The organism is Legionella steelei, assembly GCF_001468005.1.
Taxonomy (GTDB): domain Bacteria; phylum Pseudomonadota; class Gammaproteobacteria; order Legionellales; family Legionellaceae; genus Legionella; species Legionella steelei.
In genome coordinates this window covers 2,057,879-2,073,265 of record NZ_LNYY01000019.1, presented here as the reverse complement: position 1 = coordinate 2,073,265, position 15,387 = coordinate 2,057,879, and the positions used below count along the sequence as shown (strand labels likewise).

Sequence of the window (15,387 nt, the reverse complement as noted above, 5' to 3'; positions counted from 1 at the left end):
AGGGCCAATTAGGAGTCGGTGTATGTCACTCTCAGAAAAATTTAAACAGTTTGTTGATGCTGGTGAGTTTGCTCATCTACGACAATTTCAGGCTTTAGAAGATGATGTCAAAATCGCAATTTATCAGAAGCTACTCTTTCAGGCCGGAGAAGATCGCGAACGAAATGCAAAAGCAGCCGCACGCCAAGCAGTGATAGAACAACATCCTGTAATACAGGATAAAAGCAACGCAGAAAAGGCTTTAGACACTATAAATGAAGATTTCGATAATTTGTCTCCTGAGGTACGCCAAGAAATACTGATTGAACGCCAGCGATATAATGTAGCTAAAGCCAATGCTATCTATCAAGAGTACCTCCAGCAAAAAGTTTTGGAAAAAGTAGTAACAGCCAGAAAAAGAGACACCAGAGAACCAATACTGCAAGATAATCTATTATTTGATCCTCAAGGACGTTTGGTTTATGAATTGACGCTAAGTGAAGAAGAACAAGACGAAGTTCTCAAGAAGATGGAGGAGGCAGTAGGTAGACCGAATGTTGCTGTTAGAAGAGTCGGTATCGATCTTAAAGATGCACTCAAAGACACCCTTGGTGGCCGTACTCCCACTGATACCACTTTATGCTCCATTGATTTAAGTGGAGAAGGCTCTGATGTACATATGAAGCTAAGGGACAGTTTTCTAGCAAAATATGGTCCCCAGCCACTCCCCTCTCATCAAAGAGCAAGTCAGGTTGCGTCTTTTGAAGAAACTTATGCTCATATGTGTTTAATGGCTGGAACTTGTGAGAGACGCTCCATAACCTTTGGTACAGACAAGCGAACGATTAGTAAAGATGCTTGGCAAGATATTCGCCATAAAGCAGCACAAAAACTGCAGACAGAAGTGGCTAAAGTTTATAAGGAAGCGGTTAAGAACGCGACTGATAGAAAAACAGGGGTTGTTGATGTAGAAAAACTGAACAAGAGTTTAGCAAAAGCAAGAACCGAATTAGCTGCTGCTGCAAAAAAAGCGGTTATAGAAGAAGTGGTTGCATATTTAAAAGAACAAAAAGTCGACCCTTTAAAAGAACAAAAATTGGGCCGCGACGAAATTTTAAAGTACATGCAACAATTAAGTAGCAGCTTAGATAAACATAAATTTACCGCGCATACTGCTACAGGATACGATTATTTTTACACGTCTAATTACCTGCAACAAGGCATGCTCATCAGCGGCACCCAGCAAACAGCACATGAAAAGCCTGAGTTTTTACCAGGGAAGCGAGCAGAAGACCAAGCCGCCTACAGACGCGTTGCCTATACCTATCGAGATAAAAATGGTGAGCTGCAACCTACTTCTGCGATGAGTGCGCGTATCCCTTCCCCAGCCCTGATTTTTCATGAAGTAGTAGGAAAAGATGGGCAGCTAAGGTCAATGACGGACAAGGAAATTAGAGGCGACTTAGTAAAGAAATATGGTTTCCTTCATGATCAAATGCGGGCGATGCGTGGCGGCAAAGATGGTCCTGTCGTAGAACATTTATTTACTTCATTCCATTCAGGGGCTTTTGATAGTGTGCCTCTAATAGGAGATAGAAATAACCGTCAAAGAGCTAGTGCGCTATACATGATGCAGGCTATGCATGAATTTAATGCACGCTATTACGATCGTGTAAAAGAGTTGCAAGCTCAATTTGATGCTTATACCAAAGACGGACCTATGATGATGGACGATGGGGAATGGCAGAGAGAATACAACAGACTACACGATGAACTAGAGGCTGCAAAAGAACAATTACAACAACAGGAACCAACAAATAACTTTTTATACGTGCAAAATATAGGAACCAATCGTCATACTCGGGATTTAGGTTATCAGGTAGATAGAAGCTTTTTAGATGTCACTGGCTCTGTGGAGCTGGATGATATTACTTTAAGTACCGAAATGGCCATGCTGCATGCCCTACAGGAAAATAGTGTCTTAAGTCCGGAAATAAAACAGCAAGTTGCTGACATAAATAAAGCAGTGCTTCAGGCTTATAACGCTTTCCTAACTAAGGATCCAAAAGATAGAGAGAAATATTTCGCTGCATCAGATGAGGGTTTGGCTTTAATTTATGATATTAGGAACTTTAAAAAGCAGTTAGCAAAAGATTTAAGTCAGAAAAATGAAGAGACGGAGGATTTACCCACCTTAGCGTCCAATGCCTTGGCACGCATGATTGCTACCAATCAGCATTGGGACTCTCGTTACGGTCAACTTGCGCAAACTCTGAGTATGTATATTGAATATGCATCAACTGGCGGCTGTAAAAGCGGTAATGAGCGCAATCAGGACGTCATGTTACGCTTTGCATTATTGAAAAGTATTGATGAACGTGTGCAGCACGGCGGTAGGGCTAAATTAAAGGCACATGAGGAAGCTATTTATTCGCAACTAACCCAATATGCGAATGGTAACTCAGCTGATCCAGATAAATTACGTGAGGCAATTGCTGTCGGCGTAAGTAAATGCAACCTGCATGGTGGTGCTGCAGCCATTTCACGTGAAGACCAAGGTGGTGCCGCAAAAGTTGCTAGTTTCTCATGGATACAAGACATTAAAAGTGATTTCTTGCGTAGCGCAACTCAATTCTTCTTAGGAGTAGTTGCGATTGCAACTTTACCGTTCCTCGCAATCCCCCCATGGAGAAAATTTGTTTTGTCTGCATTTGACACCAATAATGCGGCAGATAGAGAGATGCATCTTGATGCTACTGGTGCCAGTAAAACCCAAGCGCATAAAGGTCAGGAGAAAAAAACGCGCGAAGCAATACTTGATGTGCTCAATGAAGATCCATTATTTATGAAGAAAGACGGCAAACCAATAACAGGGAAGGAAAAGGATTTGTTTGAAAAAGGTGCGATGGAGAAACTCGCACAAAAAGAACTTAAAAAAGCGCAAAAAGCTCAAGGAAAACTTAAAGGAGAAGAAGTACACGTACGAGAGGAAGTACGTAGAGACGAGCCACAACATCCTGGAGAAGATTTTGGTGTTGGTAGTCCAGGTGTTCTAAGAGATGGATTAAGGTTTACACACGCTGGCAGTGTAGAAGAACCAAAGAAAAAACCAGTAGTTTCAACTATGGGTAATCTAGACAGCGGAGTTGGTGTTGGAGTGAGTTCAGATCCCACATCTACATCTACAGATCCAAGTGTAGTTCGAAGAGTAATATAGTAACTGTGGTAATTGTTTTCCCTGGGTGAGGGCGAAGTCCGTAACCCAGGGCAATTAAACATTAACTAAGTAAAAAATTAATTTTCATTCAAACTACAAAGCGCTCTAATTTGCTCTTTTATCTCCTCAGATAATGAAGTTAATGACAATGTACTCAAGGCCGCACTTTGATATAAACGTCTTATCTCGGGATTTTCTATAGCTTGTAAATGCAGGGCAAGGGTTCGCACATCCCCTCTTACCAAGGGACCGGTGAGTGAGTCGGCAATGTGTTCGGTTTGTAATAAATTATTTAAATTTCCTTGCATTAAGTTGACTATCATTGTTCGACTGTGTTGGGGAGGAATTCCTGCTTGCAGAAATAATTCTTCACTACAGGCTGCCAAGGTAATTAAGTAATTTGATGCCATGCACGCGGCGGCATGGTAGGCGGCTTTGGCTATAGGTTCGATTGCAATGAGCTGAGCGCCTAATTGGCTAAAAGAGCTTGTTAACCACTCACAAACTTCGGCATCACCTTCTAAAACACAATCGAGATTCTTAAATGCCGAAGCATCGAGGTAATTGGTTTTGAACGCTTTAAGCGGATGCAAACTGGCAACGAAGCAGCCTTGTTTTTTTAAGGGCTTGAGCAAATCAGAATTAAGCACGCCGCTGCAGTGAATAACAAATGAGTTTGGTTTTAAAACTTGGGATTGCACCAGTGTGGCTACCACATCGCTCATGGCATCATCATTACAGCAGAGCCAGGTCACATCAGCCGCAGGTAAATGCTCTATTTTAGTGATTGCCTGCCCAAGACCAAGTTCCTGGCAGGCCTTTTGCGCGCTTTCTAAACTACGATTACAAATGGCAAATGAGCTGATAAGTTGCGCCTTAGATAAGGCCAATACTATATTTTTACCCAATCGGCCTGCGCCTATGATATTGCATTTCATATTTTTTTCTTGCTAAAAAATCTATTTATGAATTCCCGGGTTCCGCTGCGCTGCACCCAGGCTACAATTTTAGGTATTAAAAATGCATTTTTTGTAAAAATGCATCACCATTAGTTGAAATATTGGTATAATACTCCCAATCTGTCATGTTGAGAATGAATTATGCCTTATTGGGTACAGGGAAATGCACAACAAATTTTCCATGCATTTGGACAGGACTGGGCTATTGCAGAAAAAAAAGATGACACAAAAATAGTTTACAGAGATTTTCCCGCCGTTAATTTTCTAGGTACAGTTCAACAAGCAATAAGACATTTTAAGATTTGGTATACCCAGTCACAAGGCAAATATTATTTACAAGGAAATATGACTGCCGGTAACTCGGCCTTTTTGTTTGGACCTAATCCGCTCAAAAAAGAGGGGGAAGATCCAGACGTTAGCCATACGAATTTAGTGCGTCAGAGTTTTTCCTACGTTAATGATGCAGGAGAGAATTGTGGGCTATTGGTGATGTATCGCAAGGATGATCCGACACAATGGGTCATGGTTCTAGGCAAAAATGGCCATGCAGTTCCCCAAGATAGGTCGATTTTCTGTTTATCCAGTTTTGATTTAAGCCCATTTATTAAAGTGCCTAATTCTGGCGTGGCTGTTTCCGTAGTCCCCTCTGTAGAACCGCTATTACAGCAGCTTGGTTCTACTTTGCCCCGTTCTTTATTGCAACATGCAGTCAATGGGGATAATGCAATTAATTTACGTGTTCAACGTATTGCGTTGTTGATGCGAAAATTACAAGTCAATGAAGAAAGCGTAACGCTGCGCGGGCCTATTCCGTTTGCTGAACTTAATTTACCCGCATTGTTTGCAGATAATCTTGCCCTAGATAGGATTGTTCAATATAAAATACAAGACGAATTTCCTTTGTCGGGTAACACACTCAAAGATTTGTTGGCCGACCCGCCCAGTCCATTACGCCAGGAACTTGAGGCACTGCAATTCACCGATGATGAGCGCATTAATAAAAGTTTATTAAAAATTATCATCGTATTTTATGAAAAAGGATTGCTGCAACAAAATCGGCAATTACTCACTAATCGAGAACTGATAAACAAATTCAGCGCTTATATGTGGGATGAAACACAAATTAAGTTAATCCCCTTCTTAATAGAGCAGGAATATTCTGATGAAGAAATTCGTCTTATTTTATCGAATGCTGCTTATTATCAAGCTTTAAACAGGCTCATTGACTTGGAGCCGGCACTTGCTATAGAGGCCAAAGAATGTTTTAAAGATCCTGCAAAACTTGCCGAATTAATGACCATTCATAATTTCCCTGATGAAGACTGTAAGCGGCTGTGTTTGATTTTCTGGGTTAAAGAAAATGAGTTAGGAAAAGAGTTGTCTGTGGATGCGTATCAGCATATCCGTGCTGAAGCAGAAGCCTATCCTTTAATGGCTTCGAGTCTAGTTGCTTTAGATCAAACAAAAACTATTGATATTAAAAAACTTGAGCAACATGTTTTAGACCCTCACCTGCATTTACAGGACTCAATTAAACATCATTTTGCTAAAGAGTTCGAAGGGTATGCTGCGCTTGGTGCGCGTTTATATCAATTAAATACCCAAGAGTTGCTGGCTGCAAATACGGCACTGTTTCTATTAAAGAAAACGGGCGGTATTACGCCTCAAGAATATCAGTTGGTATTAGGGAAAGATAATAAGGGACATGCATTGCGTCTGTTTTTGCCGCAGTTGGCTCATATAGAAGATGAAACTCATAGAAAAACATTGATAAAAGTTCTTTATGCCGGTGTGATCGGAGTACAAACTCAAGGGCATCAAGTGCAGGACATCAAAGATCCACTGCAACTGGTTTTAGCTCAATGTTTACGCGAGCGATTTATTTGTGTTACGTTAATGCAGAATTTCGCATTAATGTCGGATTTAAAGAACAAGGCAGCAATGGTTGAGTTGGCGGCAGAAGAGAGTGAGCGAGCTAACCGTTTCCGACAAGTGATTTTGCAAGTTGAGGCACAATGTAATGTAATTTCTGAGCGTTTGTCCAGTTCCGAATCCTATCAGAAAATGCATGGTGAATGGAAAGGGGCACAAGAGTCATACAGAAAAAAGTTGTACATGCTTGCTTATGATGGGCTTATGAATCCCCATACTAAAGTGCGTACGCGATTACAGGCAGCTGAAAAGGATATTCTTAAGATCGTCGACCCTCAACTTGAGCCGGGAATCTACAAGGATGTAATTGATGTTTTAATTGCTATTGCTAATATATTCATAAGTGTCTTTTCGCTTACTGGAGCGAATAGACTTAAACATCACTGGACTGGAAATTTCTGGTTTTTCAATCAATCAGCCTCCGGAGAAGAAATAAGAGCGGTGGATAGGAGCGTACTAAAGCTTATCGCACCAGAAGAAGCGGAAGAAGCAGAAGTTGAAGAAGAGTACGAAAATGGTATTTGGTCAATAATGCCATTTGTTAAATGAGTTAAATCCAATGTAGCTAATGAACGCTACAGCCTTTAGCCTGGGAACCCATCTCCCTCCTGGGCGGGGCATCTTTGCCTTAATTATGATGGTAATTTGTGTGATCCGGAACTGGAAAACCCTATCAATGTTGCAATGGTTTTCTTTACTGAAATGCCCTGTATGACCTGTTTTTCTGTTTAGTTTCCTTGTTATCTGTTTGAAAATTATTCTTGAACTTATTGAATATTTCTGCCTAATATGAACTATTCTAAAAGGACGACTGTGATTTAATGGACTAAAATATGGGAATTCCAAAAAAGGCACTTTGGCATAGTCAACTCAAATATTCAGAAAAGATTTCGGATAGCTCTCACGAAACATTTCAGGTTAGCTTTGAAGAAGATGGTGTCACCAAGGATGCTTTTTTTAAGAAATTAGAGCCTAAAAATCACTATCCTGAATTATTAGCCAAAATTAGTGTAGCAACTTCATCCTTCAAAAGGGCCTTCCAAGGAAAAAGATCTGCAGAAGAGCGCTTGGTATTTGCCAAGCATGATCTTGAATTAATGCCCGATAGTGAAGAAACGCTAAAAGACAATACTCTTTATATTAAATTAGAGAAGGACTTATTCCACTACACTGTTAAAACTCCCGAAGGCCTAATAAAAAAAGATACCATTGCGGTCAAAGATATAAAAAACTTTAAACCTGAGCTGCCTTTAAGTGAGCAGCTGCAAACGGTAAAGGATAATATCTTAGATATCACCACGCAAAGAGGCCACACTAAAGATCGATTAATTGGTACGCTTTCTATTGGTGTTAAGGATTTTAAACCTTTTCATTTTCTCAGCCAGGGCACTCCCGTTAATAGTACTTTAAGGGAACAAGTTGCCCCCAGTGTAAAAAAGCTCATCGAAAAAAACGTCATGGAGCTTTTGGTCGGTCGATGGTTTCTTGATGATGATGATTCGCATCCGCACAACCTGAGTTTGGCCGGTGATATCGATTTTGATATGTTTTTCTATTGGTTCACCATTCACATGAAAGAACCCAGGAAGGTGATAGGCGTTCCTAAAAAGCATGTTAAGCTCACCGTTCGTGATTATGCGGCTTTTCCTAATGTCCAGGAATCCATGCCTTATCATTGGCCATCTTACCAGCATCCAGGACAGGAGACTATTCCGGTAATTTTGCCCCTACAAGAACAAGCTCTTAAGAAGCTACCTAAAGCGTATCCGGAGTATGTTGAATTCGCGCGCTTGGCTCAGAATTCTATTGCTCAAGAGCAAAAACTGGCTGCTGTTTTAAAAGCATTATTAACATTTCAGCCAGAGGTACAACGTGAGCGTTTAACCGAACTTTTTGGTGATTTACCGTTAAATTACACCTCTTTAGATGAAACAGATCCCAGCTTAAGAGCAAAATATGAAGAGTTGTATCCCCAATTTTGTAATGCAGAGAGCGACAAAAAATCATTTGTTGATTTTATGATGGATTTATATCAAGAGCATTTCGACAATTTATATCGGGTTGCTGTCTTCTATATGGGATGTTCTGATAATGGTTATGGGGCATCACTGCTACCTACTTATCAATCTCTTTATCAAAAACCTTCTTTTTATCGGAACATAGAGGAATGGGTCAAAAATGAAAATGAAACGACCTATGCAAGTGATGAGGATCCGAAATATAAGCTCGATGAGTTACAAAAACGATATCATCAGGTTTGGCGTGATGCGTTTGCTCCAACAATAAAAGAGTTGATTCACAGTTCATACCGACTAATGAAATCGGTACTTAAAGATGCGACCAAGCCTCCGCACGTACAAATTTCCGAATTCGGTAGCAAAGAAGCTACAGATGAGACGTTAACCAGTGCCTGGGAGTTATTTGGAAATCTCCCCTTACTCGATAAGGAAGCAATTGTAGCAAAGCTTAGTGTTGATAAAGACAGTAAATTGCGCGATGCGGTACCGGCATTAGTTGCTTTTATTAATGAGTTCCGAACAGTAGTTAAAACCTATTATGAAACGAAACGTGAAAATCTCACTGAAGAAGAGAACCTTGAATTTTCAGATAAACTGAGTTCACTGTATAAAACACATAATCTAACAATTTGCCAAGCCTTAGCAAATACAACAACCCATGCCGCTGAATTTAATAATATGGCTGAAAGCCTTAAGTTAATTGCAGAACAGGTCAGCTTCAAGTTGCATCTGACAAAGACAGATAAACTCATGGAAAACGCCGTGCTTGCAGTGAAAAGGGAAGTATTGCCTTTTACTCATGAAGATGTGAAAAACCAATATAATGATTCATTATTTGTTTGGGCAAAATCCATCAAGGCTGCAGATTTGGAACGCAACATTATAGAAATTATTGACAAAAAATATGCTCCTACAATAAGCACACTGTCATTTCGCCAAAGAGCCGAACCAGTTAAAGAGTATTTAAAAGCCAGCGCTAATGAACGAGGGGACAACCGTTTGGCTTATATTTTAAGCTCAGGATTAAGACAAGATGGGGAGTTGAATAAATTGCTTATCGAGCATCTTACTCCTCTTATTGTGCCCTCCATACCAAGTATTGATCTTGCCATAAGCGATAAAAGTTTTGAAAAAGGGATCGCAGATTTTACTCGTGATGTGGTGTACTTTTCTAAAAAGGACAAGCGATTTACTCATCCTTATAGCGATAGAGTTATTTCTGAGATATATAAAACCATGTATGATTGGGTAGATACCTTGACGGAACGATCATTTAAAAGCCTGGTCGAATCTTCGTTAAAAAAATATGAAGCAGAAAGATCAACATTAGGAAGTCTTTGGGTTGCATCTAGGAGAGCGGAAGTTGAAGGTTATTTAAACGGAAATTGTAACTCGAAAGTGCTCGCCCTGATCTTTATGAATGGATTAGACTCTTCAACACTAAGCGAGTGTTTGTTTACCAAAATAATACAAGCGATTAAAAAAGAAACAACTCAGCATGAAGCGATGCTCGAAAATGAAGGGTATAAATTCATCTCCGAATTTCCTTTGGTAAACCCCAAAGAACCCAAAGAACATCTCAAAGCCCTCAGAGAGCACTATATTATTAATCTGAAATATCATCATGAGTCAATTGCTGCGTCAAATCGTCAACTGCTACTCACGGAAGGTTGTACTTATTAAAACACGGTTAGACATATCTTTTTACATCGTTTCATACAGGAGATAGTTTTTTCGAGCGTGCTTATACTTTCAATGCATACAACTATGTTTGTGAGCATTGAAAGTATAGGTTATGATCCTTTTTTTTAAACGTTACAAGAGCTTATATGTCTTTTGATTTAATAAAAACATTGCCTCAATATCTAATCCCTAAACATGGACTTACGACTTTAGCTGGGTGTTTGGCTGATGTGAAACATGACAAGGTAAAAAATTACATCATTCAACGATTTATCCGTAAATATCAGGTCAATATGGGTGAGGCGTTGATTGAAGATCCAACGGCATATTCGTGTTTTAATGATTTTTTTATTCGTTATTTAAAACCAGAATGCAGACCATTAGCCAATACGGACATTATTTCACCGGTAGATGGGTGTGTGAGTGAAATAGGTGCCATTGAGCAAGGTCAATTAATTCAGGCAAAAGGACATCATTATTCAGTAGAAGAGCTGTTAATGTGTCGCAAAGATCAGGCCGCCCAATTTATTAATGGACGTTTTGCTACTTTGTATTTATCACCTAAAGATTATCATCGTGTGCATATGCCCATTGATGCTGAACTCATATCCATGTCCTATATGCCTGGTGCTTTATTTTCAGTTCAACCATCAACTGTTCGTGTTGTACCGCGGTTGTTTGCACGCAATGAACGTTTAGCTGTCTTTTTTTCCACTAAGGCAGGTCCCATGGTGATGGTGATGGTTGGCGCAACAATCGTTGGGGCAATAGGAACCAGTTGGCATGGAGACATCAAACGCGGCAAAACCCGTGTTGATTTTGAATACAATCAAGACGAGCAGAAGCACATGGCCAAAGGTGATGAAATGGGGTACTTTAAATTGGGCTCAACGGTCATTTTGCTGTTTGCCAATGGGGCACAAATGAATTGGAATAAAGATTTAAAAGCGGGAAGCACGATACGCTTTGGTCAGGCGCTAGGAGAAACTAAATAGTATAAGTATGTAGCCTGGGTGCAGCGCAGCGAAACCCGGGATTAAGAAGCTTATTCACGTTGAGAAAATCCTGGGTTCCGCTGCGCTGCACCCAGGCTACATGATATCTGGATCTCTCTTAATTTAGCGCAAATGCTGTACCTAAGTTTTTATGTCGTGCATTTTCATAAACTACAGCAGCAACGCTTACGTCCTGGATAGACAGCCCCACTGATTTGAATACAGTGTTTTGCTTTTTGTAATCTTTATTTTTATGCAGTAACCAAGGCCCCATCTCAATCATATCTTCTTGCTTTAACTGGTTTTGTTGGACCGCATGGATAATTTCACCTGCTTCGGCCATGACCGCGCTTAATTGATCGACGATCACAACACTGTGGTTCAGTACCTTATCGCTAATTTCTCGCATCTTGGGCGTGTGAGAGCCTATGGCATTAATATGTGCATGTGCTTGTATGTCTTGCAAATGGATTAAGGGTTCAGTGCTGGCCGTGGCTGTGCAGATGATGTCCGCATCTTTAATCGCGGAGGGGATATGCTCATAAACATTGACCGTGTATTGGTTTGCGAGTTTTGCCGCGAATTGTTCTGCATTGTTTCTATTTCTCGACCATATGGACACCTGTTTGATATCACGCACCGTGGCTACTGCCTGTAATTGTGTTTCTGCTTGCACACCTGAACCAATGATGGCTACGTGATGTGCATCTTCTGTTGCAAAATATTGAGTTGCCAATCCAGAAACGGCTCCAGTTCTTAATGCAGTAAGGTAGGCTGCATCCATTAGGGCTTGGGGTTCGCCAGTACTGGCATCAAGCAACATAATAAAACCAGTAATTGAGGGTTTATTACGGGCGCTATTTTTAGGAAAAATAGACACTACTTTCAAACCTAAAGCCTTATCTTGAGTCAAATATGCAGGCATAGTTAAAGTAAGTGCCTCTTCTTCATCAATAGCAATCGCCGTTCTTAAGGGCAATTTAGCCTGTTGTTTGGCTAATTGCATAAAGGCATCTTCCATTGCCTTAATTGCTTGGCTCATAGTGATACTTTGTTTTACTTCATCTAGGGATAATAATCGAAGACTCATGATGATGTTTAACCTCCAAATTCTTTAGTTAACGCAGACAATAAAGTGGGGTATGTAAAATTAAATTGATATTCTGATAAGCGTTGAGGTGCCACGGTTTGCCCCGATAATAATAACTCCTCTCCCATTTGTCCGAATAAAAGTTTTACAACCCAGGCAGGCATGTGCAGAAATGCCGGTTTATTAAGTACCTGCGCGAATGTTTTGGTAAATGTTTTTTGTGATACACGCTCTGGTGCGACTAAATTCACCGGCCCTGTAATCTCCGGATGCGCGATTAAAAACATGATTGCTTTAACCAGATCCGTACTATCAATCCATGCTAAAGGCTGTTCTCCAGAACCAACGACAGCGCCCAGGCCATATTTTGCAGGCAATTCCAGTTTTTTCAACATCCCATCGCCACGTTTTAAAACCACACCAAAACGCATTAAGGTCACCGGCATTCCTTTTTCAAAAGCAATTTTTGCAGTTTGTTCCCACTGAGTGACAAGATGTGTCGAAAAGCTGTCTGCCGGTGAAGTAATCGAGGGTGTGGTTTCCGTAAAAATAAGATTATCTTCTGCTAGTGTGTGCTGTAATCCATAAATGCCTATAGCACTTGCATTATACAAATGCGGTTTTTTCGTTTTGGCTTTGACTCCCCACAGTACTAATTGGCTGGTTGTTTCAATACGGCTTGCAAGCAACCTTTCTTTGGTACTAGCACTCCAGCGGTGTGCAGCAATATTTTCGCCTGCTAAATTAATAATTGCTTCAAAGTCATCTGGATTTAATGCCGTCAGCGCATCCCAGGAAATCGCATGTACTGTATTTGCAAAGGTATGCTTAATTTTTTGTTCATCTCGTCCAAGTACATAAATATGATGCCCAGCTTGCAGTAATTCAGGCACTAAAGCTTGTCCAACTAAGCCTGTTCCACCGCTAATAATAATGTTCATAAGCGCGCCTCCTTTTCGCAGCGGTCTATAATAACTGAAGCAAAAATTAACTTATATCACACATCATAGTGGAAATTTTAGTAATTAGTAGAATTCTCGTTATCCCGAGCATAGTAAGCGTAGACTGGGTCAGGTTAAGCATTAGTAAATTGTAGCCTGGGTGAGGCGAAGCGGAACCCCGGGAGCTCGGTGCTTGATTTTTTATCTGAAACTCGGGTACGACTTCGTCTTCACCCAGGCTACTTTTGAGTACTAGCAAGCGTAGCAATTGCCTTAAGTTTTTAATTCAAGACAGTTTTTAGAACTTATTCATTCACTAGAATTAATTTTTGTGAACATGAGACGATGAGACGGGAAAAAGAATAATTTAAAAATTAATGGTACCGAGAAGAGGACTCGAACCTCCACGGAGTTGCCCCCACTAGCACCTGAAGCTAGCGTGTCTACCAATTCCACCACCTCGGCATTGTGGCGCTAAGTTACTCATATTTTGCTGCTCTGTCAATGTCTTTTTCAGATTAATATTGAGTACATTGTTCCACTTTAATTGGAATAGGGAATTCCCGCTTTTAAGATACGCTCTCTTACTCCCTGCCAGGCTTCTGTTGTGGGGGGAAGTTCGATGGCAATGATTTGCGCCGCAGATGCATCGGCCTTTCTTAATTGATAATATAAGTCAAAGGCTACTTGTTCTGGATGCTCTTGCAATCGATGAAAATGATTTTCAAGGACGCCTAAGGGGTTTTTGCTTGCGATAACATAAATTTCATCTGGTTTTTTTTGGCAAAAATGTGCGAGCGCTTCATAGTCAGCAAAATAATAGAGCGTTTTTTGGGGTTGATAATGACTTTCTAATTTTCCCGGGACGCGCAATGTATTTTCATGATGCAAAGATGGGGTCGCAATGACTTGTGCTATGGTTTTTTCATCAATAAGCCCATGACGTAAAATTTGATAGTTCTCCGCATGCGTTGCATCAATGATGGTGGATTCAATGCCCACAGCACAGCGGCCTCCGTCCAAGATCGTTAATTCTTGATTAGGAAATGATTCGCTGACATGCTGTGCGGTTGTGGGGCTGACTTTCCCAAAAGGGTTTGCTGAAGGAGCAACCAGTGGGATGCCTAATTGGGTCAATAGTTCCTGAGCTAGGGGATGGGCTGGGCATCTGATGGCAACCGTAGTCTGGCCTCCCGTAATTACTGGATTGATTTGCTCTTGTTTGCAATCTAAGACAAGGGTTAAAGGACCTGGCCAGAATTTTTTAATGAGTTGCTGTGCATAGGCTGGTATGTCTTTGACCCATTGGTTGAGATCCCAAGCGTGGGCGACGTGCACTATTAGCGGATGGTTTAATGGTCTGTTCTTCATCGCAAAAACGGTGCGAATGGCCTGCTCATTATTAATAGGTGCTGCTAATCCATAGACCGTTTCTGTAGGTATGGCAACAGGTTTCCCTGCTTGTAAATCGCGGATGGCCCGATCGATTTGGGTTGTAATTAAAGGCATATACAGACCGTAGATTAAAAAGCCTACTATTTTTACACAAATTGAAAGAGAAAGCAGCTGTTTTGCCTTTTCAATTTTCCCCACATAAAATAGCGTGAGTGGGATATAAAAGTATTTTAACGTCTATGTCGAACTCATATTACAATAAAAAGAATATAAGTTATTAGGGATTTTTCGTGTTACTTGAGTTATTAGAAAAAACGGTGGATAGATTTTTCGCGCTTGTTCCTAGAGAGAAACCCTCCTTGGAGAGCGCTCAATCTGTACGTTTGATTGCCCACAGAGGGGCGCATAATCATACGCAAGGTATTATTGAAAATACGCTTGCTGCATTTACTTTAGCAAAAGAGTTGGGATGTTGGGGAATTGAATTTGATGTGCACGCAACCGCAGATAAAGTGCTGGTAGTGAATCATGATCCCACATTAAAGCGTCTCTGGGGGCATGAGCAGGCAATTGCTAACCTGCATTTTAATGAATTACGAATACTGGCACCTCAGGTGCCTACGCTGAATGAAGTTGTTGCTGCCTATGGAGACAGCATGCATTTGTTTATCGAACTAAAAGCACCTTTTGAGGACGAAGATGCTTTGGTGCAAGCATTGAAGGGGTTAACTGCTGGTGAAGATTATCACGTACTCACTTTAGATTCCGAGGTTTTTGATTCCCTATCTCAATTCCCAAAGCAGGCACTGTTATTGGTTGCATCACATAATAATGTACATCGATATTGTAATCTCAGTTTAAGAGAAAATTATGGGGGCGTGTTGGGACATTATTTTTTGATAAACAATAAGACAATTAGTCGGCTCAAAGATGCCGAAAAAATTATTGGTGTGGGCATGGTCGATTCCAAGTTCAGCATGTACCGAGAATTAAACCGAGGAATAAATTGGCTTTTTACTAATCGTGCGCATGAAATGAACTTTTATTTGCGTCATTTTAAAAATCCGGCGTGTACATAATATGTTGACCACTTGATATCGATATGCTCTGATAGAAATTAAGACAGATAGCTATTTTGATTGGTCCTGATTGAAAAATTATGGGTATTTATTTTTTTA

Annotated in this window: 9 protein-coding genes and 1 tRNA gene; 5 read left to right on the top strand and 5 right to left on the bottom strand. The window is 40.6% G+C overall.

The genetic code is table 11. The features are described from left to right. Positions 1 to 22 precede the first annotated feature (22 nt). Positions 23 to 3,196: a hypothetical protein gene (locus Lste_RS13135; RefSeq protein WP_058511378.1), complete on the top strand. Its 3,174-nt coding sequence runs from the start codon at positions 23 to 25 to the stop codon at positions 3,194 to 3,196. Positions 3,197 to 3,273: 77 nt separating this feature from the next. On the opposite strand, the gene Lste_RS13130 is transcribed toward Lste_RS13135, so the two are convergent. Next, the gene (locus tag Lste_RS13130; RefSeq protein WP_058511377.1) at positions 3,274 to 4,134 is read right to left on the bottom strand and encodes a Rossmann-like and DUF2520 domain-containing protein; all 861 of its coding nucleotides are present in this window, start codon (positions 4,132 to 4,134) and stop codon (positions 3,274 to 3,276) included. A 162-nt stretch (positions 4,135 to 4,296) separates the two neighbouring features. Here Lste_RS13130 and Lste_RS13125 point away from each other — a divergent pair, with 162 nt between their 5' ends. The 3 genes from Lste_RS13125 to asd all read left to right on the top strand — a co-directional run bounded on the left by Lste_RS13125 (position 4,297) and on the right by asd (position 10,783). Next, positions 4,297 to 6,636, top strand: a complete 2,340-nt coding sequence (locus Lste_RS13125) for a hypothetical protein (protein ID WP_058511376.1) — start codon at positions 4,297 to 4,299, stop codon at positions 6,634 to 6,636. A 284-nt stretch (positions 6,637 to 6,920) separates the two neighbouring features. Continuing rightward, complete coding sequence (locus tag Lste_RS13120; protein WP_058511375.1) at positions 6,921 to 9,788, top strand: hypothetical protein; 2,868 nt, start codon at positions 6,921 to 6,923, stop codon at positions 9,786 to 9,788. Between the two features lie 146 nt (positions 9,789 to 9,934). Beyond that, positions 9,935 to 10,783, top strand: coding sequence for an archaetidylserine decarboxylase (gene asd, locus Lste_RS13115; protein WP_058511374.1), 849 nt, complete (start codon positions 9,935 to 9,937; stop codon positions 10,781 to 10,783). 118 nt (positions 10,784 to 10,901) lie between these two features. On the opposite strand, the gene Lste_RS13110 is transcribed toward asd, so the two are convergent. The 4 genes from Lste_RS13110 to Lste_RS13095 form a co-directional block, all read right to left on the bottom strand. Next, positions 10,902 to 11,873: an ornithine cyclodeaminase family protein gene (locus Lste_RS13110; protein ID WP_058511373.1), complete on the bottom strand. Its 972-nt coding sequence runs from the start codon at positions 11,871 to 11,873 to the stop codon at positions 10,902 to 10,904. A gap of 8 nt (positions 11,874 to 11,881) precedes the next feature. Then, positions 11,882 to 12,814 carry a TIGR01777 family oxidoreductase gene (locus tag Lste_RS13105; RefSeq protein ID WP_058511372.1) on the bottom strand — a complete coding sequence of 311 codons (933 nt, stop codon included), beginning with the start codon at positions 12,812 to 12,814 and terminating at the stop codon, positions 11,882 to 11,884. Between the two features lie 378 nt (positions 12,815 to 13,192). Next, positions 13,193 to 13,279: transfer RNA gene (locus Lste_RS13100), tRNA-Leu, on the bottom strand. 78 nt (positions 13,280 to 13,357) lie between these two features. Next, a complete protein-coding gene (locus Lste_RS13095) occupies positions 13,358 to 14,323 on the bottom strand; it encodes an L-threonylcarbamoyladenylate synthase (protein WP_058511371.1) in 966 nt (321 codons plus the stop codon). Positions 14,324 to 14,499: 176 nt separating this feature from the next. Here Lste_RS13095 and Lste_RS13090 point away from each other — a divergent pair, with 176 nt between their 5' ends. After that, positions 14,500 to 15,288, top strand: coding sequence for a glycerophosphodiester phosphodiesterase (locus tag Lste_RS13090; protein WP_058511370.1), 789 nt, complete (start codon positions 14,500 to 14,502; stop codon positions 15,286 to 15,288). The last annotated feature ends 99 nt before the right edge of the window (positions 15,289 to 15,387 follow it).